This is a genomic window from Bradyrhizobium sp. CCBAU 53351, from assembly GCF_015291745.1.
Lineage (GTDB): Bacteria > Pseudomonadota > Alphaproteobacteria > Rhizobiales > Xanthobacteraceae > Bradyrhizobium.
The window spans coordinates 6587980-6610199 of record NZ_CP030059.1; the positions used below are offsets into that span (position 1 = coordinate 6587980).

The 22220-nt window shown below is 64.3% G+C and carries 24 protein-coding genes; 7 read left to right on the forward strand and 17 right to left on the reverse strand.

What is annotated here, in order from left to right:
• Positions 1-91 precede the first annotated feature (91 nt).
• Positions 92-745, reverse strand: a complete 654-nt coding sequence (locus XH83_RS31310) for a DUF2865 domain-containing protein (protein ID WP_194404444.1) — start codon at positions 743-745, stop codon at positions 92-94.
• A 16-nt stretch (positions 746-761) separates the two neighbouring features.
• Complete coding sequence (locus XH83_RS31315; protein ID WP_194404445.1) at positions 762-1538, reverse strand: L,D-transpeptidase; 777 nt, start codon at positions 1536-1538, stop codon at positions 762-764.
• A gap of 208 nt (positions 1539-1746) precedes the next feature.
• On the opposite strand from XH83_RS31315, the gene XH83_RS31320 reads away from it, so the two are divergent.
• The 5 genes from XH83_RS31320 (at position 1747) to XH83_RS31340 (ending at position 5869) form a co-directional block, all read left to right on the forward strand.
• Entirely contained in the window at positions 1747-2859 is a 1113-nt protein-coding gene (locus XH83_RS31320) for an AI-2E family transporter (protein ID WP_194404446.1), read from the forward strand.
• A gap of 78 nt (positions 2860-2937) precedes the next feature.
• Complete coding sequence (locus XH83_RS31325; RefSeq protein ID WP_194404447.1) at positions 2938-3309, forward strand: YqjD family protein; 372 nt, start codon at positions 2938-2940, stop codon at positions 3307-3309.
• A gap of 93 nt (positions 3310-3402) precedes the next feature.
• Positions 3403-3858, forward strand: coding sequence for a hypothetical protein (locus XH83_RS31330; protein ID WP_194404448.1), 456 nt, complete (start codon positions 3403-3405; stop codon positions 3856-3858).
• A 178-nt stretch (positions 3859-4036) separates the two neighbouring features.
• The gene (locus XH83_RS31335) at positions 4037-5179 is read left to right on the forward strand and encodes an OpgC domain-containing protein (protein ID WP_194404449.1); all 1143 of its coding nucleotides are present in this window, start codon (positions 4037-4039) and stop codon (positions 5177-5179) included.
• A 75-nt stretch (positions 5180-5254) separates the two neighbouring features.
• Positions 5255-5869, forward strand: a complete 615-nt coding sequence (locus XH83_RS31340) for a TetR/AcrR family transcriptional regulator (protein ID WP_194404450.1) — start codon at positions 5255-5257, stop codon at positions 5867-5869.
• Here the strand turns inward: XH83_RS31340 and XH83_RS31345 are convergent.
• From XH83_RS31345 to urtA, 15 genes are all read right to left on the reverse strand, one after another.
• A complete protein-coding gene (locus tag XH83_RS31345; protein WP_194404451.1) occupies positions 5866-7527 on the reverse strand; it encodes an HWE histidine kinase domain-containing protein in 1662 nt (553 codons plus the stop codon). The genes XH83_RS31340 and XH83_RS31345 overlap by 4 nt on opposite strands.
• Before the next feature lie 295 nt (positions 7528-7822).
• Positions 7823-8446: an urease accessory protein UreG gene (gene ureG / locus XH83_RS31350; protein WP_194404452.1), complete on the reverse strand. Its 624-nt coding sequence runs from the start codon at positions 8444-8446 to the stop codon at positions 7823-7825.
• Between the two features lie 40 nt (positions 8447-8486).
• Entirely contained in the window at positions 8487-9215 is a 729-nt protein-coding gene (locus tag XH83_RS31355) for an urease accessory protein UreF (RefSeq protein WP_194408457.1), read from the reverse strand.
• Positions 9196-9831 carry an urease accessory protein UreE gene (gene ureE, locus XH83_RS31360; protein ID WP_194404453.1) on the reverse strand — a complete coding sequence of 212 codons (636 nt, stop codon included), beginning with the start codon at positions 9829-9831 and terminating at the stop codon, positions 9196-9198. The genes XH83_RS31355 and ureE overlap by 20 nt, the downstream gene beginning before the upstream one ends.
• Before the next feature lie 12 nt (positions 9832-9843).
• Complete coding sequence (locus XH83_RS31365) at positions 9844-10143, reverse strand: putative quinol monooxygenase (protein ID WP_018318764.1); 300 nt, start codon at positions 10141-10143, stop codon at positions 9844-9846.
• A 127-nt stretch (positions 10144-10270) separates the two neighbouring features.
• A complete protein-coding gene (ureC, locus tag XH83_RS31370) occupies positions 10271-11986 on the reverse strand; it encodes an urease subunit alpha (RefSeq protein ID WP_194404454.1) in 1716 nt (571 codons plus the stop codon).
• A gap of 34 nt (positions 11987-12020) precedes the next feature.
• On the reverse strand, positions 12021-12560 hold the full coding sequence (locus XH83_RS31375; RefSeq protein ID WP_194404455.1) for an HD domain-containing protein: 540 nt from the start codon (positions 12558-12560) through the stop codon (positions 12021-12023).
• Between the two features lie 57 nt (positions 12561-12617).
• On the reverse strand, positions 12618-12923 hold the full coding sequence (locus XH83_RS31380) for an urease subunit beta (protein ID WP_035708642.1): 306 nt from the start codon (positions 12921-12923) through the stop codon (positions 12618-12620).
• Positions 12924-12932: 9 nt separating this feature from the next.
• Positions 12933-13235 carry an urease subunit gamma gene (locus XH83_RS31385; protein ID WP_007605424.1) on the reverse strand — a complete coding sequence of 101 codons (303 nt, stop codon included), beginning with the start codon at positions 13233-13235 and terminating at the stop codon, positions 12933-12935.
• Between the two features lie 24 nt (positions 13236-13259).
• The gene (locus tag XH83_RS31390) at positions 13260-14090 is read right to left on the reverse strand and encodes an urease accessory protein UreD (RefSeq protein ID WP_194404456.1); all 831 of its coding nucleotides are present in this window, start codon (positions 14088-14090) and stop codon (positions 13260-13262) included.
• Between the two features lie 36 nt (positions 14091-14126).
• Positions 14127-14822 (reverse strand): urea ABC transporter ATP-binding subunit UrtE, encoded by a 696-nt coding sequence (gene urtE / locus XH83_RS31395; RefSeq protein WP_128927974.1) that lies wholly within the window; start codon positions 14820-14822, stop codon positions 14127-14129.
• A gap of 3 nt (positions 14823-14825) precedes the next feature.
• Positions 14826-15587: an urea ABC transporter ATP-binding protein UrtD gene (gene urtD, locus XH83_RS31400; RefSeq protein WP_194404457.1), complete on the reverse strand. Its 762-nt coding sequence runs from the start codon at positions 15585-15587 to the stop codon at positions 14826-14828.
• Between the two features lie 4 nt (positions 15588-15591).
• Entirely contained in the window at positions 15592-16761 is a 1170-nt protein-coding gene (gene urtC, locus XH83_RS31405) for an urea ABC transporter permease subunit UrtC (protein WP_194404458.1), read from the reverse strand.
• Positions 16758-18365 (reverse strand): urea ABC transporter permease subunit UrtB, encoded by a 1608-nt coding sequence (gene urtB / locus XH83_RS31410; protein WP_194404459.1) that lies wholly within the window; start codon positions 18363-18365, stop codon positions 16758-16760. Before urtB ends, urtC begins: the two co-directional genes overlap by 4 nt.
• An 84-nt stretch (positions 18366-18449) precedes the next feature.
• Entirely contained in the window at positions 18450-19772 is a 1323-nt protein-coding gene (gene urtA, locus XH83_RS31415; protein WP_194404460.1) for an urea ABC transporter substrate-binding protein, read from the reverse strand.
• Positions 19773-20277: 505 nt separating this feature from the next.
• Between urtA and XH83_RS31420 the strand changes: the two genes are divergently transcribed.
• Both XH83_RS31420 and infA read left to right on the forward strand, forming a co-directional pair.
• On the forward strand, positions 20278-21840 hold the full coding sequence (locus XH83_RS31420; protein WP_194404461.1) for a DEAD/DEAH box helicase: 1563 nt from the start codon (positions 20278-20280) through the stop codon (positions 21838-21840).
• Positions 21841-21864: 24 nt separating this feature from the next.
• Positions 21865-22152, forward strand: a complete 288-nt coding sequence (gene infA, locus XH83_RS31425) for a translation initiation factor IF-1 (RefSeq protein WP_008131890.1) — start codon at positions 21865-21867, stop codon at positions 22150-22152.
• Positions 22153-22220 lie beyond the last annotated feature (68 nt).

Consider the following 22220-nt stretch of genomic DNA (forward strand, 5'->3'; position numbering starts at 1 on the left):
CGGCGCCGCACGCTCACTGTCGTCCCTGCGAACGCAGGAACAATAGCTCGATGTGGCGAGACAGCGCCGCGCCAAATTTATAATCTTGCCGCTACTCCTTCGCGACCACCGGCACCTGGCGGAATTTGGCGCGCACTGACTCCGGCAGCGGCGAGAAATTCATCGCGACGCCGCGGCGATCGCCGGCGTTGCGACTGGCGACAACGAGACCGTCAGTGCCGGCAACGATATCGCCCTTGCGCAGCGTGGGATCGTCCTCGACCTTGACCTGCGCGAGCCCGACAGGGTCCTTGCCGTTACAGGTGCAGCCCGCAACGATCTCGTTGCGATAGCGGTACGCGTTGGGCAAGTCGGAATAGGATTTGCCTTTGTCAGTCGTGGCGTCGTCGATGTTGCCGCCATAAACCAGCGAGGTCTCCGACGACGGACAGAAGCTCTTGCACGATTGCGCCTTGCTCTCCGCGTCGTTGCCTTGCGCCGGGAAGTAGCGGCCATCGCAGCCGCGGACGCAATAGGCGGTGCCGCCGCCATAGGAGGCGCGCTGGCGCGGCCCTTCATAGCGGGGCATGTCGTCGTTCGGGAACGGCGTTCGGATCTCCGGCGGTGGCCGCATCCGAAAGCCGCCGAACAGCGCCGAGAAGAAATCTTCCGCATGCGCCGACGGCGCCAGTGCCAGACCGGAGGCGGCGACGGCGAGCAGTGCCGCTGTGCCAACGGCCAGTTTGCGGATTGATCGTTTACTCATGTGACCTCACGGAACTCTAGTTCACGGCCGACGACGCCGGGATATTCAGCGCCTGCCGACCCGAGGGGAGCGTTGTCACGGCCGGACGCTTGCGCACCGGGTCGCCGCCCTTGGCCATCAGCGGAGCATTCTTCGGCAACACCACGACCTTCGCACCGACATTGACGCGACCGAACAGGTCGGTGACGTCCTCGTTGGTCATGCGGATGCAGCCGGAGGAGACGAACTTGCCGATCGTGGAGGGATCGTTGGTGCCGTGGATGCGGTATTCGCTTGAGCCGAGATACATCGCACGCGCGCCGAGCGGGTTACCGGGGCCGCCGGCGACGAAGCGCGGCAGATACGGCTGACGCGCGATCATCTCTGCAGGCGGATGCCAATCCGGCCACTCCGCCTTGCGGCTGACGCTCTGCACGCCGGACCAGGTGAAACCTTCGCGGCCGACGCCGACGCCATAGCGGATCGCACGGCCGTTGCCGAGCACGTAGTAAAGATAGGTGTTGTTGGTATCGATCACGATGGTGCCGGCCGGCTCGCTGCGATCAAAGCCGACGATCTGCTTGCGCAGGCGATCGGGCAGCTGGGCATCCTCGTCGGTTGCCTGCGGCGTTTCGTTCACGGAGCCCTGCGCGTAGCCCTGGTCCTGCGGGTACGCTTGCGGCTGCATCGGCGAATAACCGAAGGTCTGCGCGCTCGCGGCGCCGAGGGGGACCACGAGCAGAGTGGTTGCGAAGGCGAACGCGGTGACCGCGCGCGGCGAGAAGCTGCGACGGACTGCAGAGAACTTTGTCATGTGCTGCCCCGTTGGATGCGTGCATCAGGGTGATGCGCTTCCCGTAGAACGCCGCGGGGGCGACCCAAGTTCCGGCGCAACGCGCGGCAGGCTTGTCACAGTCAAGCGAGCACATCTTCACGAAGCCGCGATGGAACCAGCTTAAGCCTCGCGCATTATCCGTTACCAATGGGCGCGCGGTGCGAGGCTTCCGTGCGGGAGAGAGATTGTGCGCGTCCTTCCGAGTGAACGTCCGATTCCCGGCAATAGCGAAGGCGCTCCGCTTCCCGACAGCCATGTCGAGCTGCCGCCGGTCATCCGCCGCACCGAATTCGTCGCTTTTGCGCTCGCAGGCCTGCTGCTGATTGCCGTCGTGACCGTGCTCTACGTCGGAAGGGCATTCTTCCTGCCTGTGGTGATGGCTTTTGTCGTCGGCACCATGCTGTCGCCCGCGGCCGGCTTTCTGGAGCGGTATAAGGTCCCGCGCGCAGTCGGTGCCGTTCTGATCGTGCTCGCAGGAACCACCGTGGTCGCTTTCGTTGTGGCGTTGATCGCCTCCCCGGTGATGGAGTGGAGCACGCGCCTGCCGGAGCTCGGCGCACAACTGAAGGACAAGCTGCACGTGTTCGACCGGCCGCTGTCGCTGTGGCGGGAGACGCAAGCCATGATCGGCGGCTCCGAAGGGTTGCCGAGCTTCCAGATGCCGAAAGTCGAGTGGGTGCAACCGACGCTGGAATTCCTGTCACCGACCTTCACCGAATTCCTGCTGTTCTTCGTCACCTTGATCCTGTTCGTCGCCAGCTGGCGCGACCTCAGGCGCGCCATGATCATGAACTTCGGCGATCGTGACGCGCGGCTTCGCACGCTCCGGATTCTCAACGAGATCGAGGAGCATCTCGGCAATTATCTCCTGACCGTCACCCTCATCAACGTCGGCGTCGGCATCGGCACCGGCCTCATTTGTGCGCTGACCGGCATGCCCAATCCAGCCGGGCTCGGCGCGCTCGCGGCGACGCTCAACTTCATCCCGATCATCGGGCCGGTTGCGATGTTCGCGGTGCTGGTCGTTGTGGGGCTGGTTGCCTTTCCGACCATCAGCGGCGGCCTGATGGCGGCACTCGCCTTCGGCGGTCTAACCTTCCTGGAAGGGCACTTCATCACCCCCACTATCATCGGCAGGCGGCTGGCGCTGAATGCACTTGCAGTCCTGCTTGCGCTGGCATTCTGGACCTGGATGTGGGGCCCGATGGGCGCCTTCCTGTCGTCGCCGCTCCTGATCGTCGCTCTGATCCTCAAGGAGCATCTCATGCCGGTGGATGCACCGCAGCTTCCGCAGGGCTGACCGGTTTCCACGAACGGAACTTCCCGGGTGACGAAACGTTTTCCGGCTATCTCAGCCGCCAACAGTTCGGAGCTCCCGATGTCCACGCCCAACGCCGAAGCCGGGATGAGAGATTGGACCGACAAAGCCACCAGAGAACGCCTCGAGAAGGATGTAGCAGCCGTGAAAAGCGATATCGCCGCCCTCACCGACCAGATCACCGACGCGCTCAACACCTTTGCCAATTCCACCAGCAAGCAGGCTCGCCGCGGTTACCGCCAGGCGCGCGATAACATGGACACCGCCATGGACGACATGTCGGAGCGCGGCAGCGCAATGATGGACGCCGCCCAGGAGGCCTACGGATCGATCGAGGAGACGCTCGAAGACGCGATCACCCAGCGGCCGCTCGCGACCGTCGGGCTCGCGCTCGGCATCGGCTTCCTGATCGGGGCCGCGTGGCGGCGGTAGGAAGCGTAAAGGAACATGAGAACGGCGGCGCTACCGCGCCGCCGATGCTGGCTTGTGGACGAATAGGCTTGTGGGGATCTGAGGAGCAAGGCCATGTTTCAGCGCATTATCGACGGGATCAGCGCATCCACGGGTACGACTGTGCGGCTGACCTCCCTGGCCGCAGGCGCGGCTTTCGCGCTGTTCATCACCACCTGCTTCCTGTGTGCGGCGGCATTCATTTCCGTGCTCAACAAATATGGTCCGGTGCAGGCCTGCCTCGCGGGCGCCGGTGTCTTTTTTCTGCTGACCCTGGCCGCCGCAGTGAGCTACTGGGCTTACAAGCGAGAGCTGCGTAAGCAAGCCCAGATCGCGGCCGAGCGTGCCGCTAAATCGGCGTCGCAGAGCATGCTCGCGGACCCCATGCTGCTCGCGACCGGGCTCCAGATCGTTCGGGCCATCGGGGTCAAGCGGCTGTTGCCGATCCTGGCGATCGGTGGCGTCGCACTGGGCATCATGGCGAGCCGCGCCGGCGTGTCCGACGAGGTATCGGCCGAACCGGCTGAGTAAGGACCGGACCACGTTAAGAAAATTTCGCCGCAAGACGGACGGCGGGTACGCGGCGGAATTTATCGGCCGGTTTTGCGCAATTTTAAGCGGATGATCGTTACCTCACGCAAACGCTACTCGGATGGGCAGGCGGTTGCCGGTAAAAGCGTCATCCTGATTCCCAAAGCTATTTTACTCAATGAACCCGTCCGTCAAGGCGAACCTCGCCGCATTCCACCACGACGCCAGGCTGTATTTGACGCTCGGTATCGCCAATTGGTCGGTTTTCGTCGACCACATCCCCAATAACGTCGTCAACCTGCTGACGCTGCGCAACTTCGGCTTCAGCGGCGCTGCCGATCTGTTCGTGTTCGTGGTGGGTTATGGCGTCGCCATCATCCACGGCCGGATTGCGCTGGAGCGCGGCTATTTCGTCGCCGCAACGCGCATTTTCCGGCGCGTCTGGCGGCTCTATGCCGCCTATGTCGTGCTGTTCGTGATCTACATCGACACCATCGCCTATGTCGCCTCGCAGTCGATGGCTCCGGAAATCATCCACGAATACAACATTTCGGGGATTCTCGAGCACCCGCTGCGCATCCTGGTCCGCGGCCTCGTGCTGCAGGAGGAGCCGCTCAATCTCGATCTGCTGCAATTGATGATCCCGCTGATGGCGTTTTTTCCGCTCGCGCTGTGGGGCCTGTTGCGGCGGCCGAACCTGACGCTGGCGGCATCGGTCGCGCTGTACCTTGCCGCACGCTGGTTCGACTGGAATTTCCGGGTCTATCCGGACCAGGAATGGACCTTTAATCCGCTGTGCTGGCAGATGCTGATGGTGCTTGGCGGCTGGTTCGCCGTGACAGGCGCGCCGGGGCGCGCGCTCCGCGACATGCCCTGGCTGCGGATACTCGCCGGGGCCTATCTCATATTCGCGATGGCCGTCACCATGCTGCGCCATTCTCCGCAATTGTCTGGCTACTTGCCGGACGTTCTCCTCGACAGCATCGCGCCGACCGACAAGGAAAACCTCGCGCCCTATCGCGTGGTCCACTTCCTCGCCCTCGCTTTGCTGGTGACTCACCTTATTCCCGCCGATCACCCCGGACTGCGGCTGAAGCCGCTCCAGGCGGTCATCCGATGCGGCGAGGAATGGCTTGCCGTGTTCTGCGTCGGAGTGTTCCTGTCTTTCGCCGGCCATCTCATCCTGATCACCAGCGCCAATCTGGTCGTGATGCAGATCGTGGTGAGCCTCGCCGGATTCGCCGCGATGACCGCGGTGGCCTATTACGTCGCCTGGTCGAAATGGCAGGACCTGCCCAAGGCCTTGCGGCAGCAGGCCTGAAGCGCGATTCCGCTAGGTTGACCGCCGCCGCTGCGCTATCCCGGTAAAGGAGCGGGTTGCGCGGGGAGACCGGACGTGGTGACGGCGAATGGCGGGGATGACGGGGCCGACAGCGCCCCCCGGCGCGGCCGGCCGCGATCGATCGAGACCAGCAACGCCATTCTCGAAAGCGCCTATGTGCTGATGGCGTCCACCGGCCTTGCCGCCACCACCATCGACGCGGTCGCCCGCCACTCCGGCGTCTCCAAGATGACGATCTACAAATGGTGGCCGTCTCGCGAGGCGCTTCTGATCGACGCCTTCCTTCAACATGCCGCGCAGATGCTGCCACTTCCCCCGGTGAGCTCCGGCAGTCCCGCGGCCCGCGCGCGCCGTCATGCCGCGGCCTATGCCGAGGCGCTCCAGGGCGAGTTCGGCAAGGTGCAGCTCGCCGTCATCTCCGAATGCATTTCCAGGACCGGCTCTGCCGAGCTGTTCTACGCCCGCTATCTGCAGTTCCGCCGCGACGCGCTGGTGGAGATGATTGCGGCAGGCCAGCAGGACGGCAGCATCCTGGCCGCAGGGCCGGCCGAGGATCTCTACGACGCGATCTACGGCGGCCTGTTCTACCGCTACGTCTTCGGCATCGCGCCGATCACGCCGGCCTATGCGCGCAATCTGGTCGATCTGATCTTGCGGCCGAAAGCCTAGCCGCGCGCAGGCCGCACCGGAGCCGAGATCTTGTCCGTGCGATCGCGTTCGGTCATGTCGACCACGGTCTCCATGGGAGCGGTCAGCTCATAGACGTAGGAGGCCTCGGTGAAATAGCGCTTGGCGGTGCCGCCGAGCGCCTCGGGGGCGACACGGTCGAGCAGGATCAGGCCGAAATCGGAATCCGGGCGGCGCGTCGCCTCGCTGGTGTTGAACTCCTCCCAGCGGAAACTGAAGATCTCTTCGGTCCCCTCGCCCGTCACGGTCCAATTAGCCGTGATGTGCGGATGCTTGCCAACCAGCGACAGGCCCTCGTCCGAATGCGAGGCGAGTTCGAAGAACAGCAGCGAGAGGCTCTGCGCCGCGCGTGCGCTGACCGCAATATCCGGACCGGTGACGGCGATGCGGTCGGCATGCGGGATGGCTCGCGCCTCGAACAGGCCCTTCAACTTGACGCCCTGCCATTGGCTCTCGCTGAGCAGCGAGACCACGTTGGACATGGCATGGATTCGCCCGATCAGGAGCTCGCGGGCGACGTCGATGTCCGAGCCGTGGCGCAAGGTGCGCGTCACGATCGACTGGATCACCGCAAGGATATTCTTGACCCGATGGTTGAGCTCGTCGATGACCGCGGTCAGCCGGCGCTCGAAGCCGATCCGGACCTGGATTTCCCGGCTGAGCCGCAGATTGTTGTAGGCGACATAGCCAAACAGACCGCACACCATCGCAGTGATCGCAAAGCCGATCGCCGCCACGATGATCGCAGTCTGCTCGGCACGCCGCACCGAGTTGGTCTTCGCGTAATAGCCGAGTTGCCAATCACGGCCACCGAAGCTCACCGTACGCGTCGCCGACGGCGCCGCTCCGTCCGCCGCCACGCTGCGCGTCGAGACCACGCCCTGGTCGTTGGCGATCAGCTCGCCGCCCTCCTTGCGCGGATCCCTGAGCGCGACCGAGAACAACGACATGTCGTCATTGGTCAGCATCAGCGACGCCAGCTCGTAGGAAAACGTGACGAACCCAGCCGGCTCGGTTGCCCCCTCGGGAATGACGGGCGCAGCCACGATGACGCCGACCGGCCCGTTTGCGCGCAGCAGCGGAACCGGGTCCGAAGCCACTGACCTCTTCTCGATCCGCGCACGCGTCAGCATGGCGCTGCGAACCTGGTCCTGATCGTAACTGCGGCCCGGCAGGGCCTTGGTCTCGTCGCTGCGCGGCTCGAGATCCAGCAGCACGTCGATCGGCTGGGTAATCTCGGCAGGATTGATCGGCTTGTCGTCATAGTTGCGGATCGTCGGATTCGGGAAGCCGGCGCCCCCAATGGCGGCCTGCGCCGCCGTCAACTCGTTCGGCTTCAACCGGGCGATCCAGCCGGCCACCACGAAATCCGTCTTGAAGGCGTAGATGGCCGAGCGCAGCGGCTCCAGCATGTTCGGCTTGATCACGGACGGCGTGCGGAACAGGCCTGAGGCGACACGCGCAAGCAATTCGCGCTCGGTGAGCCGGTCCTGAACCAGGCTGGCATGCACGTCGATCGCACGCGCGAGCGCGATCCGGTCCAGTGCCAGCTCCTGATCGTGGACGCGATAGGCCGCAAGCCCGGAGAGCAAGGCTCCGAGCAGAGCAATGAAACCGATGATGAAACCCAGCCGGACCACGCGACTACTCAGGCGAAAGCAGGAGGTCGGCAATAAACAAGGAGCATATGAACGCCGCTCGAACGGCCATGTGCCGAAACAGGGTGAACCCCGGTGGCAGAGATAATGGAGGAGGAGACATCGGTACGCAACGTAGGTCGCCTGAAAAGCTTAATCCGCCCGGCCGATGGTCTGGCCAGGATGGATCGCCCGGGCACCGGAGGTAATCAATCGCCGTGTCCGAAATTTGTTCCGCCGTTGCGGCCCGGCCGCCAAGGTTAACGGCGAAAAACGCGTGCGCCAAGTCGTCGCGCCGTCAGCCCGCCCGTTTCAGGCCGCCTTTGGCCTCAATGAAGCCGATGATCCGGTCGAGCCCTTCGCTCTTCTTCAGGTTGGTCATGACGAAGGGACGCTCGCCGCGCATGCGCCTGGCGTCCGTGTCCATCTTCTCCAGGGAGGCGCCGACATGGGGAGCAAGGTCGATCTTGTTGATGACCAGGAGATCGGACCGGGTGATGCCTGGCCCCCCCTTGGACGGGATCTTGTCGCCGGCGGCGACGTCGATCACGTAGATGGTGAGGTCGGCCAATTCAGGGGAAAAAGTGGCAGCGAGATTGTCGCCGCCGGATTCGATCAGCACGAGATCGAGCCCGGGAAACTTGGCGCGCATGTCCGCGACCGCAGCCAGATTCATCGAGGCATCCTCGCGGATCGCGGTGTGCGGACAGCCGCCGGTTTCGACGCCGGCAATGCGGTCCGGCGTCAGCGAGCCCGACCGCACCAGGAACTCCGCATCCCATTTGGTGTAGATGTCGTTGGTGATGGCGGCGATGTCATAGCGTTCGCGCATGGCCTTGCAGAGCAGGTCCATCAGCTGGGTCTTGCCCGATCCGACCGGACCGCCGACGCCGACACGCAAAGGGCCGTGAGATTTCGACATGTCGTTCGCTTTCTCCCGATGGGTTGAAGGCGCGGCGCCCTCACGAGCGGAACAGCCGCGTATATTGGGTCTCGTGCCGCAGGCTGGCGAGATCGGCGCGGAAGGTCGCGCCGCCGAGATCGTCCAATGTCGCATTCAGCGCACGAAGCGCGGTCGCGGCCACGGCGGCTTCCAGCCTCACCAGCACGCGCTGGCTGTCGGTCTGGCCGAGTGGAACGAGGCGGCTGGCCGCAGAAATCCAGTTCGAGACCAGCGCATGCAGGAAGGCGTGCAGCGTCGACCCCAGCGGCACGCCGTGCACGGCTGCGACCACACCGACCGCGACCGGATAGACCGGCGGCGTGTGGCACGCCGCAACCATGGCATCCAGCCCGTCGGCATCCCACGCCGCACGCGCGATGTCGATGAAGGCGCGGCCTTGCGAGCTCGTCTCCAGCTGCCGCTCGCGCGAAGGCACGAAGGCCGCGGCAAGCTCGGCGATCTCGTTCAACGAGACCTTCTCGCCCGCCTCTGCGGCGCGATAGGCGTGGACCAGAAACGTCGCATCGCAAAAGCCGGAGCCGTCGCTGAGCATCGCGTCGAGCCAGTCGTCCAGCGTTGCAACATCGACGATGTCCCCCGCCTCGACCGCCCATTCGATGCCGCTGGAATAGGAGAAGCCGCCGACCGGGAAGGCCGGCGACAGCCAGGTCATCAGCCGATACAGCGCCGCCGCCTCGCTTTCGTCGAGGCCGCCGGCGCCGACCCGCTCATTTGTGGTCATGAGCATGCTTGTGGCCGTGGTGATGGTCCGGATGGTCGCAATGCTCGTCATGGTGATGATCGTGGCCGTGGTCATGCGCGGCATGACCATGCTGGTGATCATGTCCGTGGTGATCATGGTGATCGTGACCATGATCATGATGATGGCCATGATCGTGATGCGCGTGGTCGTCATGTCCATGCGCGTTGCCGGCATCGGCATAGGCGCCGCCTTCGGGATCAAACGGCGCCTCGATCTCGATCACGCGCGCGCCGAGGCCCATCACCATGGCCTCGATGACGTGATCGCGGCGGATGCGCAAGGCCTTCGCCATGATCTGGGTCGGCAGATGACGGTTGCCGAGATGCCAGCCGACGCGGATGAGGTGATGGGGATCGCGGCCGCGGATTTCCAGCAGCGGCTCGGGTGCCGCCACCACTTCGACCAGGCGACCGTCCTCGAGCACCAGCGCATCGCCGCCGCGGAGTGCTGTGGCGTGCTCGAGGTCGAGCAGGAATTCGAGCCCCCGCGTGCCCGTCATCGCCATGCGGCGGCGGTGCCGATCGTCGAAATCGAGCACAACCGTGTCCGCCGGCGTTTCCGCGAAGCGGTGCTGTCCCTTGACCTGCGTCGCCCGGATCATGCTTTTACCCCGTTACCGTGTCTCGACCTTCTCGGGCGTGATCACTTCGATCTTCGGCGGCGCCGTGAAGCATTTCACCGCGACGCGGCCGAACGTCTTCATATGCTCCATGCCACGATGCGGCACCAGCGCCTCGGCGTTCTCCCACTGCTCGACGAACACCATCTTGGCAGGGTCGGTGACGCTCTCGTGCAGATCATAGGCGATATTGCCGGGCTCTTTCCGGGTCTCCTTGATGCAGGCGGTGGCGGCCGCAATGAATTCGGCGCGCGTTTCGGGCTTGATGGTCAGGGTGGCGACGACATAGATCACGAGAAATCCTCCCGGCTTTTCTTCTGGGTTCAATACCGGGCGGGACATTAGACCAGGCGGGATCGAACGCAAAATCGCAAGAAACCGTCCCCGGATACAAGCCGGGGACATGCGTTGAGGCGCTATTTCAGTACATGAAATATCGCTGGGCCATCGGCAGCACCTCGGCGGGTGCACAGGTGAGCAGCTCGCCGTCGGCGCGCACCTCATAGGTCTCCGGATCGACCTCGATATTGGGCGTGGCGTCGTTGTGGATCATGCTCTTTTTCGAGATCTTGCCGCGGGTGTTCTGCACGGCATAGAGCTTCTTCTCGATGCCGAGCTTTCGCGCGAGACCACCGGTGATCGCAGCTTTCGAGGTGAACACCACAGAGGACGCCGTGCGCGCCTTGCCGAAGGCACCGAACATCGGCTGGTAGTGCACCGGCTGCGGCGTCGGGATCGAGGCGTTGGGATCGCCCATGGGAGCTGCGACGATCGTGCCGCCCTTGACGATGCAGTCCGGCTTGACGCCGAAGAAGGCCGGCGACCACAGCACGAGATCGGCCATCTTGCCCTTCTCGACCGAGCCGATCAGCTTCGACACGCCGTGCGCGATGGCGGGATTGATGGTGTATTTCGCGATGTAGCGCTTGACGCGAAAATTGTCGTTGTCCTTACCCTTGTCCTGCGGCAATGACCCGCGCTGCTTCTTCATCTTGTCGGCGGTCTGCCAGGTCCGGATGATGACCTCGCCGAGCCGGCCCATCGCCTGGGAGTCCGAGGACATCATCGAGAGCGCGCCGAGATCGTGCAGGATGTCTTCCGCGGCGATGGTTTCCTTGCGGATGCGGCTTTCGGCGAAGGCGAGGTCTTCCGCAATCGAGGGATCGAGATGGTGGCACACCATCAGCATATCCAGATGCTCGTCGATGGTGTTGCGGGTGAAGGGCCGCGTCGGGTTGGTCGAGGACGGCAGCACGTTCTTCAGGCCGGCGACCTTGATGATGTCGGGGGCGTGGCCACCGCCGGCGCCCTCGGTGTGGAAGGCGTGGATGGTGCGCCCCTTGAATGCCTTGATCGTGTCCTCGACGAAGCCGGATTCGTTCAGCGTGTCGGTGTGGATCATGACCTGGATATCGTGCGTGTCGGCCACCGACAGGCAGTTGTCGATCGCAGCCGGCGTCGTGCCCCAGTCCTCGTGCAGCTTCAGCGCGCAGGCGCCCGCCTTGATCATCTCGACCAGGGCTGCGGGCCGCGAGGCGTTGCCCTTGCCGGAAATGCCGAGATTGACCGGGAAAGCATCGAACGACTGGATCATCCGCGCGATGTGCCAGGGGCCCGGCGTACAGGTGGTGGCGAAGGTGCCGTGCGAAGGGCCGGTGCCGCCGCCCAGCATCGAGGTGACGCCGCTCATCAACGCGTGCTCGATCTGCTGCGGGCAGATGAAATGGATGTGGCTGTCGAAGCCGCCGGCCGTGAGGATCTTTCCTTCGCCCGCGATTACGTCGGTACCGGGACCGACGATGATGGTGACGCCGGGCTGGATGTCCGGATTGCCGGCCTTGCCGATCGCGGAGATCATGCCGTCCTTGATGGCGACGTCGGCCTTCACGATGCCCCAGTGATCGACGATCAGCGCATTCGTGATCACGGTATCGGCCGCGCCCTGCTTGTTGGTGACCTGCGACTGACCCATGCCGTCGCGGATCACCTTGCCGCCGCCGAACTTCACCTCCTCGCCGTAGGTGGTGAAATCCTTCTCGACCTCGATGATGAGGTCGGTGTCGGCCAGCCGCACCTTGTCGCCCGTAGTGGGGCCGAACATGTCGGCATAGACGGAACGCTTCATCTTTACGGACATCACAAGCCCCGTTTGCGGTTGAACGTTTGGTGGATCACAGCAAGGCCTTCGCTGCTTTCACGGCATCATCGAATTTCGCCTCGAGCCACGCATTACCGCCGCGGCAGCCCGCAACGACTTGCGTGGCCCATCCACTGTAGTCGGCGAGGTCGTCAAGCTCCTCGGTGGTCGGATCCGTATGAAGGCGTGCCCCTATATTGCTGATCTTGTCGGCGATCTTGATCAGCTTCGCGCCGGGCGATTTGTGCAGAGCGTCCTCGATCTGCTTCCGCCGCCGCTCGGCCTTCGGCAGATTCATGTCGTCCGTGCACTCAACGACCAGGGCGGCGACTCGCTCTGAGAACGTCTGCGCAAGCTCCTCGCGCGTGGTGTCGGTGTCCTCGATCGCATCGTGCAGCCAGCCGGCCGCGACCAGCTCGGCATCGGCGCCGTCGGTCGCGGTCGCAAGCAGGTTCGCAACCTCGGCGAGATGATTGATATAGGGCTCGCTGCCGCGCCCCTTGCGTGCCATGCCGTTGTGGCGCTGTGCGGCGAGCTCGGCAGCTTCAGATATGAGACGGATGGGGGAGAGCATGGCAAGGACCTCCATTCTCGCCTCAACCGTGCCGTGCCGCGCTCGTTCCTGCGACGCTCACAGCTTCCCCATTACATCGCCGCGGAAACCGTAGATCGTCTTCTTGCCCGCCATCGCCACCAGCTGCACATCGCGGGTCTGGCCAGGTTCGAAACGCACCGCGGTGCCGGCGGCGATGTCGAGGCGCATGCCGCGGGACTTCTTGCGGTCGAATTTCAGCGCCGGGTTGGTCTCGAAGAAATGGTAGTGCGAGCCGACCTGGATGGGGCGGTCGCCGGTGTTGGCCACCGTCAGCGTCACAGTCTTGCGGCCCGCATTGAGCTCGATCTCGCCGTCCTGGATGAAGAGTTCGCCGGGGATCATGCTGCCCTCCTACCTGATCGGCTCGTGCACGGTGACGAGCTTGGTGCCGTCCGGAAACGTCGCCTCGACCTGGATGTCGTGGATCATCTCGGGGATTCCAGGCATCACCTGGTCGCGGGTCAAGACCTGCGCGCCGGATTGCATCAGTTCGGCGACGGTGCGGCCGTCGCGCGCGCCTTCGAGGATGAAATCGGAGATGATCGCGATGGCCTCGGGGTGGTTGAGCTTGACGCCGCGGTCCAGCCGGCGGCGGGCCACGATCGCGGCCATCGAGATCAAGAGCTTGTCCTTTTCGCGGGGAGACAGGTTCATGCGAAATCTCTTCCGTTCAACACTTCAATTCAGCCAGAGCCGCGGCAGGGCCACGCCGGTGCGCGCCAGCACGGCCATCATGTCGGCGCGCAAACGCGCCGCATCTTGGGCACAGAACCGCGCCATTGCAAAGCCATTCCAGGCCGAGATTCCGACCTCCCCTGAGAACGAGTCCGAGGCCTCGCGGATGCGCTCGACCAGAGCCTCGTCACCGGGGACGATCAGGGCCGTGCCGATCGCCGCCCCGCCCCTGGCAACTGCCGATCGCGCGAGCTTTGCGCCGATATTGCCGTCCAGCCGAACCGTCTCGGCGAAGACCAGCCGGCCACCGCGCCGCAGCCGCCAGCGGTCGACGAACTCGCCCTGCTCCATCCGCTCGCCCATGGCGGTGCGGCCCAACACGACGATCTCGCAAAGCAGGAGCGACGCCGCCTCGTCGAGCGCGATGTCGAAGCGGCGATGGACGCGGGCGCGATCAAACAGGATCGTCTCCTGCGGCAGCCAGGCGAGATGTGCACCCGCGGCGACCTTCAGCCCGATATTGAGGTCTGCCGCCTGCCCCGGCGCGCGATAGACCTTTTCTGCGGCCGCCGTCGTCAGCGTCAGCCGCGAGCTGGCTGCGGCCGTGATCTCGATGTCGAAGCGATCCCCGCCCGCAACGCCACCGGCCGTGTTGACGAACACGCCGGATAGCCCCTCGTCTTCCGGCGAAGGGAAGCGGATTCGCAAGGAGCCGGATTCATGCAAGGTGCCGCGCCGGGTCACGCCATCGCGCGCATGGACGTCGAAGCGCACCGCGCCACGGGCACGGTTGGCTTCGAACACCGAAGATGTCGTCAAAGCGTCGCTGCGCATCCCTCTCCCCGGCCGGCCGCGGCAAAAATCTTGGGACTACAGCGCCATCTGGCGGCTGATTTCGGCCGGGTCGAGATTGGAACGGTCGCAGGTGAACTTCACCGCGCCGCGATCCATCACGGCGAAACTGTCGCCGAGTTCGCAGGCAAAGTCGAGATATTGTTCGACCAGCACGATGGCGATGTTGCCGAGATTGCGCAGGTACGAGATGGCGCGGCCGATGTCCTTGATGATGGAGGGCTGGATGCCCTCGGTCGGCTCGTCGAGCAGCAGAAGCTTCGGCCGCATCACCAGCGCGCGGCCGATCGCGAGCTGCTGTTGCTGGCCGCCTGAGAGGTCGCCGCCGCGACGGCCGAGCATGGATTGCAGCACCGGAAACAGCGAGAACACGTCGTCCGGGATGTGCTTGTCCTCGCGCTTGAGCGGACCGAAACCGGTCTTGAGGTTTTCCTCGACCGTCAGCAGCGGGAAGATCTCGCGTCCCTGCGGCACGAAGCCGATGCCCTTGCGCGCCCGCTCATAGGGCTTCAGCCCGGTGATGTCGCTGCCGTCGAGCACGATCGCACCCGACGAGATCGGATATTGCCCGACCATGGCACGGAGCAGCGAGGTCTTGCCGACGCCGTTGCGCCCGAGCACGCAGGTGACCTTGCCCGGCTCGGCCGAGATGGACACGCCGCGCAGCGCCTGCGCCGCGCCGTAAAACAGGTTGATGTCCTTGACCTCAAGCATCGCTCAGCGCCCCAGATAGACTTCGATGACCCGCTCGTTGGACGAGACCTGGTCGATGGTGCCTTCCGCGAGCACCGTGCCTTCGTGCAGACAGGTGACCTTGACGCCGAGCTCGCGCACGAACGTCATGTCGTGCTCGACCACCATCACGGTGTGGGTCTTGTTGATCTCTTTCAGCAGCTCGGCGGTCAGATGCGTCTCGACGTCGGTCATACCGGCGACGGGCTCGTCGACCAGCAGCAGCTTCGGATCCTGCGCCAGCAGCATGCCGATCTCGAGCCATTGCTTCTGGCCGTGGCTGAGGCTGCCGGCAAGGCGATTGCGGGCGTCGGTGAGGCGGATCGTCTCCAGCACCTTGTCGATGCGCTCGGACTCGGCCTTGCTGCCGCGCCAGAACAGCGTGCCGCGGACCGAATGGTCGACGTTCAGCGCGAGCAGGAGGTTGTCCTGCACGGTCTGGCTCTCGAACACGGTCGGTTTCTGGAACTTGCGGCCGATGCCGAGCTCGGCAATGCGGGTCTCGTCCAGCCGCGTCAAATCGGTGACGCCGTCGAACAGAACCGTCCCCTCGTCGGGCTTGGTCTTGCCGGTGATGATGTCCATCATGGTGGTCTTGCCGGCGCCGTTCGGGCCGATGATGGCGCGCATCTCGCCGGGCTCGAGGGTCAACGACAAATTGTTGATGGCGTGGAAGCCGTCGAACGAGACGTGCACGCCGTCCAGGTAAAGCATCGCGGAGGTCGCGCGGTTGTCCATGACGTTCATCGCGCTACTCCGCCATCTTGGGTTCGGTGACGCCGTCCTCGGCCGCAGCGCTCGTTGAGGCCGCGGCGATGCGCTTCTCCCTCGAGGAGTCCCACCAGGCGTTGAAGGTGCCGACGATGCCCTTGGGCAGCAGCAGCGTCACCAGGATGAACAGCGCACCCAGCATGAACAGCCAGTAAGGCGCGAGCATGCCGGAGGTGAAGAACGTCTTGGCGTAGTTGACGACGACGGCGCCGAGCGCCGCGCCGACCAGCGTGCCGCGGCCGCCGACCGCGACCCAGATCACCGCCTCGATCGAATTGCCCGGCGCGAACTCGGAGGGATTGATGATGCCGACCTGGGGGACGTAGAGCGCACCGGCGACGCCGGCCATGCAGGCCGACACAGTGAACACGAACAGCTTGTAGGATTCGACGCGGTAGCCCAGGAAGCGCGTGCGCGATTCCGCATCACGCACCGCGATCAGCACCTTGCCGAGCTTCGACGAGACGATGGCGCGGCAGATCAGGAAACCGACGATCAGCGCCAGGCAGCTCAGCGCGAACAGCGCCGCGCGGGTGCCCTCCGCCTGCACGTTGAAGCCGAGGATGTCCTTGAAGTCGGTCAGGCCGTTGTTGCCGCCGAAGCCGAAATCGTTGCGGAAGAAGGCGAGCAGCAGCGCATAGGTCATCGCCTGCGTGATGATCGAGAGATACACGCCGGTGACGCGGGAACGGAAGGCGAGCCAGCCGAAGCAGAAGGCGAGCAGGCCGGGCACGACCAGCACCATCAGTGCGGCGAACCAGAACATGTCGAAGCCGTACCAGTACCAGGGCAGCTTCGAATAGTTCAGGAACACCATGAAGTCGGGCAGAACAGGATTGCCGTAGACGCCGCGGGTGCCGATCTGCCGCATCAGGTACATGCCCATCGCGTAGCCGCCGAGCGCGAAGAAGGCGCCGTGGCCGAGCGAGAGAATGCCGCAATAGCCCCAGATCAGGTCGATCGCCAGAGCCAGGATGGCGTAGCAGACATACTTGCCCCAGAGCGCGACGAGATAGGTCGGCACTTGCAGGAACGAGCCCGCGAGCAGCAGCAGGTTGGAGAGCGGGATGAGGATGCCGCAGGCCACGACGACGGCAAGGAAGACCGTCGCGCTGCGGTCCAGCGATCGCGTCAGCATGTGAGGGGTCATGCTTCCACCGCACGGCCCTTGAGCGCGAACAGGCCGCGCGGCCGCTTTTGAATGAACAGGATGATCAGAACCAGGATGGCGATCTTGCCGAGCACGGCGCCGGCGACCGGCTCCAGGAATTTGTTGGCGATGCCGAGCGTGAAGGCGCCGACCAGCGTGCCCCAGAGATTGCCGACCCCGCCGAACACCACGACCATGAAGCTGTCGATGATGTAGCTCTGGCCGAGATTGGGGCTGACATTGTCGATCTGCGACAGCGCCACGCCGGCAATACCGGCGATACCCGAGCCGAGCCCGAAGGTCAGCGCGTCGACGCGCGAGGTGGCGATGCCCATCGAGGCCGCCATGCGACGGTTCTGCGTCACTGCGCGCATCTCGAGGCCCAGTGCGGTGTAGCGCAGCATTGCGAGCAGGATCGCGAACACGGCCAGCGTGAACACGAGGATCCAGAGCCGGTTATAGGTGATGGTGATCTGGCCGAGCTCGAACGCGCCGCTCATCCAGGAGGGATTGCCGACCTCGCGGTTGGTCGGGCCGAACATGGTGCGCACCGCCTGCTGCAGCACCAGCGAGAGACCCCAGGTGGCCAGCAGCGTCTCCAGCGGACGGCCGTAGAGGAAGCGGATGATGCTGCGCTCGATCAGGACGCCGATGGCGCCGGCGACGAGGAAGGCGAGCGGCACGGCGATCAGCAGGGAATAGTCGAACAGGCCGGGATAGCGGGTGCGGATCACCTCCTGCACCACGAAGGTGGTGTAGGCCCCGATCATCACCATCTCGCCATGGGCCATGTTGATGACGCCCATCACGCCGAAGGTGATGGCGAGCCCGATCGCCGCGAGCAGCAGCACCGAGCCGAGCGAGAGGCCGTACCAGGCATTCTGCACGCCCGACCAGACGGCGAGCGAGGACTGGATCGAGCCGATCGCGCTCGCGGCGGCCTTGGTCACCGAGGCCGGCTGGTCGCCCATGCCGGTGAGCAGCGCCAGCGCTTCCTGATCGCCGCGCGCCTTGAGCGTGGCAACCGCCTCGAGCTTCTCGACCTCGGAGGCATCCGTCTTGAACAGCAGGATGGCCGCGCGAGCCTCGCCGAGCGCAGCCTTGACCGATTTGTTGGTTTCCTTGGCGAGCGCGCCGTCGACGGCCTCGAGCGCCGTCTCCTCATGCGACTTGAAGACGGACTGCGCGGCCTGCAGGCGCGTCCCGACATCCGGCGATTGCAGCGTCAGGCCGCCGAGCGCAGCATCGACGCTGCGGCGCAGGCGGTTATTGAGGCGCACGGCGCTCGCGCTGTCGGGAACGCTGGCGACCGCCTCGCCGGTCGCGGCATCGATCGACTTGCCGTCGGCGCCCGTGACGTAAACCTTCTTGCTGTCAGGATCGGCCATGAGGCGGCCGTCCTGGAGCGCGCTGATGATGGGAAAAGCCAGCTTGTTGCCACTCCCGGCAACCACGCCGATCGCCTCTTCAGTGTCGGAGAAATCGTCATTGGCGAATTTGGCGACCCCGTCCTCGAACGGACCGGCGAAGGCCGGCAGCGCGAACGCGATCAGCAACAACGAGAACGCAAGCGAGCAGAGGCGCGCGGACAAATAGGCTGGCACTGTGAATGACCCCGGCAGAAATGGGTGGAGAAGGCGGCGGGATCGCCGCCCTCTCCGATCGTGCAATGGCGTGTCAGATCCGGATCAGGAGCCGGAACCGAGGCACTTGTTGGTCTTGGTGTTGAAGTTGCCGCACTTCTTGCCGACCCAGTCGCCGATCAGGTCCTTGGAGCCGTCGAGCTCCTTCGACCAGGCATCGCCCGCGACGAGGCCCGGGGTCTTCCAGACCACGTCGAACTGGCCGTTGCCCTTGATCTCGCCGATGAACACCGGCTTGGTGATGTGGTGGTTCGGCAGCATCTTCGACACGCCGCCGGTCAGGTTCTTGGCTTCGATGCCCGGGAGAGCGTCGATCACCTTGTCGGGATCGGTCGACTTCACCTTCTCGACCGCCTTGACCCACATGTCGAAGCCGATCACGTGCGCTTCCATCGGATCGTTTGTCACGCGCTTCGGATTCTTGGTGTAGGCCTGCCACGCCTTGATGAACTTCTCGTTCTCCGGCGACTTGATGGACTGGAAGTAGTTCCAGGCAGCGAGATGGCCGACCAGCGGCTTGGTGTCGATGCCGGCGAGCTCTTCCTCACCGACCGAGAACGCGACGACCGGGATGTCCTTCGCCTTGATACCCTGGTTGCCGAGCTCCTTGTAGAAGGGAACGTTGGCGTCGCCGTTGATGGTCGAGACTACTGCAGTCTTCTTGCCGGCCGAGCCGAACTTCTTGATGTCGGCCACGATCGTCTGCCAATCGGAGTGACCGAACGGCGTGTAGTTGATCATGATGTCTTCCTGGGCGACACCCTTGGACTTCAGATAGGCTTCCAGAATCTTGTTGGTGGTGCGCGGATAGACGTAGTCGGTGCCCGCGAGCACCCAGCGCTTCACCTTCTCTTCCTTCATCAAATAGTCGACGGCGGGGATCGCCTGCTGGTTCGGTGCCGCGCCCGTGTAGAAGACGTTGCGCTCGCTCTCCTCACCCTCGTACTGCACGGGGTAGAACAGGATGCTGTTCAGCTCCTTGAACACCGGGAGCACCGACTTGCGCGACACCGAGGTCCAGCAGCCGAACACGACCGAGACCTTGTCCTTGGTGATCAGCTCGCGCGCCTTTTCGGCGAACAGCGGCCAGTTCGAGGCGGGATCGACGACGACGGCCTCGAGCTTCTTGCCGTTCACGCCGCCCTTCTTGTTCTGCTCGTCGATCAGGAAGAGGATGGTGTCCTTCAGCGTGGTTTCGCTGATGGCCATGGTGCCGGAAAGAGAGTGCAGCACACCGACCTTGATGGTGTCGTCGGCGGCCTTCGCGCCGGTCAATGGAGCCAGTCCGAGCATCAGTCCGGCGGTCGCGGCGAGAACGCCACGGCGGCTAAATGACGCCGCTATATCGTGAATGGATTTGCTAAGCATGAGTGTCTCATCTCCCTGACGCAGACGTGAAAACGCTGCGAAACGGCCCCACGGCCGCCTGCGATTAACGGATTCGCAAGAACCGTGCCATGGACTGAGCACCCATCAACCAATTGGTTTCGCTAAACAAATCGCCCGAAATCAAAGTTTCGCCATTAAGAAGCAGCTCAAAACTTGAGCAATTCAAATGTATGCCAAAGCGGCAGGCGGTCTATTTTTTGAGCAAAATGCTAGCTCTGGCTAAATTTCCGGCATAACTATTTCTGCACCGCAACCGCCGTTTCGGGCACGCTTGCCTTGAAAGCGCCCGCTGAATGTTCCATATGAACAGCCGAGACCTCTTGCGAATCAAGGGGTCGTTGCGAGCCGCGTGTTCTTAAGCCCCCTACGGGCCTCTGGCTTGCCCCATATCTCCCAAGCCATCCGACACCCTAAACACGCAGGTGTCTTCTCGACACCCTTTTGCGCGCGCCGCGCTGAATGCGCCGGGCGTTGCGCTTTTGACATGGAAAGAACCCATCTTTTGACTTCGTTTCAAGATTTCGGCCTCGCCGAACCGATCGCGCGTGCTCTCGCCGAAGAGAACTACGTCACCCCCACCCCCATCCAGGCCCAGACTGTTCCGATCGCGCTGACCGGGCGCGACGTCGTCGGCATCGCCCAGACCGGAACCGGCAAGACCGCGTCCTTCGCGCTGCCGATCCTCCACCGCCTGCTCGAGAACCGCATCAAGCCGCAGCCCAAGACCTGCCGCGTCCTGGTGCTGTCGCCCACCCGCGAGCTGTCCGGCCAGATCCTCGATAGCTTCAACGCCTATGGCCGCCACCTCCGCCTGGCCTCGACGCTCGCCATCGGCGGCGTGCCGATGGGCCGCCAGGTCCGTGCCCTGATGCAGGGCGTCGACGTGCTGGTCGCCACCCCCGGCCGCCTGCTCGACCTCGTGCAAAGCAACGGATTGAAACTTTCGAGCGTCGAATTCCTCGTGCTCGACGAAGCCGACCGCATGCTCGACATGGGCTTCATCAACGACATCCGCAAAATCGTCGCGAAACTCCCGATCAAGCGGCAGACGCTGTTCTTCTCGGCCACCATGCCGAAGGACATCGCCGAGCTCGCCGACGCCATGCTGCGTGACCCCGCCCGCGTCGCGGTGACCCCGGTCTCCTCGACCGCCGAACGGATCAACCAGCGCATCGTCCAGGTCGACTTCTCCGCCAAGCCCGCCTTCCTGACCAAGCTGCTGAAAGACGAGCCGGTCAACCGCGCACTGGTCTTCACCCGCACCAAGCACGGTGCCGACAAGGTGGTGAAGTCACTCGAGAAGGCCGGCATTCCCGCCAGCGCCATCCACGGCAACAAGTCGCAGAACCATCGCGAGCGCACGCTCGCCCAGTTCCGCTCGGGCGAGATCCGCACCCTGGTCGCCACCGACATTGCCGCCCGCGGCATCGATGTCGACGGCATCAGCCACGTCATCAATTTCGACCTGCCCAACGTGCCGGAAACCTATGTCCACCGTATCGGCCGCACCGCGCGCGCCGGCGCCGAGGGCACCGCGATCTCGCTGGTGGCCGGCGGCGAGGAACTCAGCTACCTCCGCGACATCGAGCGGCTGATCAAGGTGGCGCTGCCGCGCGAAGACCTCCGTACCGATGCCGGCCGCCGCGACGCCGGTCCTCCCCCGTCCCAGCAACGGCAGGGCCGGCCGGGTGGCCGCCCGGGCCAGCGTCCGCAAGGCGCCCGGCACGGCGACGGACGGCGTGGCGACGAACGGCATGCCGACGGACGCCATCATAGCGCCGGCAGGCCCAGCGACGGACGGCCCGGCGAAGGACGTTATGGCGAGGGCAGACCTGTTGATGGCAGGCCCGGAGAGGGCCACAAGGCCTCCAAAGGGTCTCGCCGCCGCCGCGGTTCGGGTGGTAAGATGAATTCCTCACCAGCCGATCGGTCGGAACAGCGTCCCGCGCATAGCGCCGGCAAGCCTGATGGAATACAAGGCGTTGCCTTTTTGCGTCGCGAGAGTCGCCCCAACGGCCGACCGAACCGCAATCCTCATTCGAACTAACAGTCCACGACTGGAGACCCCCACATGGCTAAGGAAGAGCTGATCCAGTTCGAAGGACTGGTCACCGAAATCCTCCCCGACGCCCGCTACCGCGTGCAGCTCGACGCCGGACACGAGATCGTCGCCTACACGGCCGGCAAGATGAAGAAGAACCGCATCAAGACGCTGGCGGGCGACCGCGTGACGGTGGAGATGTCGCCCTATGACCTGGAGAAGGGCCGGCTGATTTTCCGCCACAAGGACGAACGTCCCAGCGGGGTGGGTGGACCGCCTCGTCCCGGACAGCGCGGCGGTCAGTTCCGTCGCCGCTAGCCTATGGTTGGCGCGCAAGCGCGGAAATAAAATGCCGATCTTTATTTTGATCCGCCGTGCACCCACGG

Bases quoted from the DNA above. Each gene is read 5' to 3' on its own strand.
- XH83_RS31380 (WP_035708642.1), bottom strand. From the start codon at position 12,923: ATGATCCCCGGCGAACTCTTCATCCAGGACGGCGAGATCGAGCTCAAT.
- ureC (WP_194404454.1), bottom strand. From the start codon at position 11,986: ATGTCCGTAAAGATGAAGCGTTCCGTCTATGCCGACATGTTCGGCCCC.
- XH83_RS31335 (WP_194404449.1), top strand. From the start codon at position 4,037: ATGAACCCGTCCGTCAAGGCGAACCTCGCCGCATTCCACCACGACGCC.
- urtE (WP_128927974.1), bottom strand. From the start codon at position 14,822: ATGCTTGAGGTCAAGGACATCAACCTGTTTTACGGCGCGGCGCAGGCG.
- XH83_RS31325 (WP_194404447.1), top strand. From the start codon at position 2,938: ATGTCCACGCCCAACGCCGAAGCCGGGATGAGAGATTGGACCGACAAA.
- urtA (WP_194404460.1), bottom strand. From the start codon at position 19,772: ATGCTTAGCAAATCCATTCACGATATAGCGGCGTCATTTAGCCGCCGT.
- infA (WP_008131890.1), top strand. From the start codon at position 21,865: ATGGCTAAGGAAGAGCTGATCCAGTTCGAAGGACTGGTCACCGAAATC.
- XH83_RS31330 (WP_194404448.1), top strand. From the start codon at position 3,403: ATGTTTCAGCGCATTATCGACGGGATCAGCGCATCCACGGGTACGACT.
- XH83_RS31375 (WP_194404455.1), bottom strand. From the start codon at position 12,560: ATGCTCTCCCCCATCCGTCTCATATCTGAAGCTGCCGAGCTCGCCGCA.
- urtC (WP_194404458.1), bottom strand. From the start codon at position 16,761: ATGACCCCTCACATGCTGACGCGATCGCTGGACCGCAGCGCGACGGTC.
- XH83_RS31420 (WP_194404461.1), top strand. From the start codon at position 20,278: ATGGAAAGAACCCATCTTTTGACTTCGTTTCAAGATTTCGGCCTCGCC.
- XH83_RS31310 (WP_194404444.1), bottom strand. From the start codon at position 745: ATGAGTAAACGATCAATCCGCAAACTGGCCGTTGGCACAGCGGCACTG.
- XH83_RS31385 (WP_007605424.1), bottom strand. From the start codon at position 13,235: ATGAACCTGTCTCCCCGCGAAAAGGACAAGCTCTTGATCTCGATGGCC.
- XH83_RS31390 (WP_194404456.1), bottom strand. From the start codon at position 14,090: ATGCGCAGCGACGCTTTGACGACATCTTCGGTGTTCGAAGCCAACCGT.
- urtD (WP_194404457.1), bottom strand. From the start codon at position 15,587: ATGAACGTCATGGACAACCGCGCGACCTCCGCGATGCTTTACCTGGAC.
- XH83_RS31315 (WP_194404445.1), bottom strand. From the start codon at position 1,538: ATGACAAAGTTCTCTGCAGTCCGTCGCAGCTTCTCGCCGCGCGCGGTC.
- XH83_RS31355 (WP_194408457.1), bottom strand. From the start codon at position 9,215: ATGCTCATGACCACAAATGAGCGGGTCGGCGCCGGCGGCCTCGACGAA.
- ureG (WP_194404452.1), bottom strand. From the start codon at position 8,446: ATGTCGAAATCTCACGGCCCTTTGCGTGTCGGCGTCGGCGGTCCGGTC.
- ureE (WP_194404453.1), bottom strand. From the start codon at position 9,831: ATGATCCGGGCGACGCAGGTCAAGGGACAGCACCGCTTCGCGGAAACG.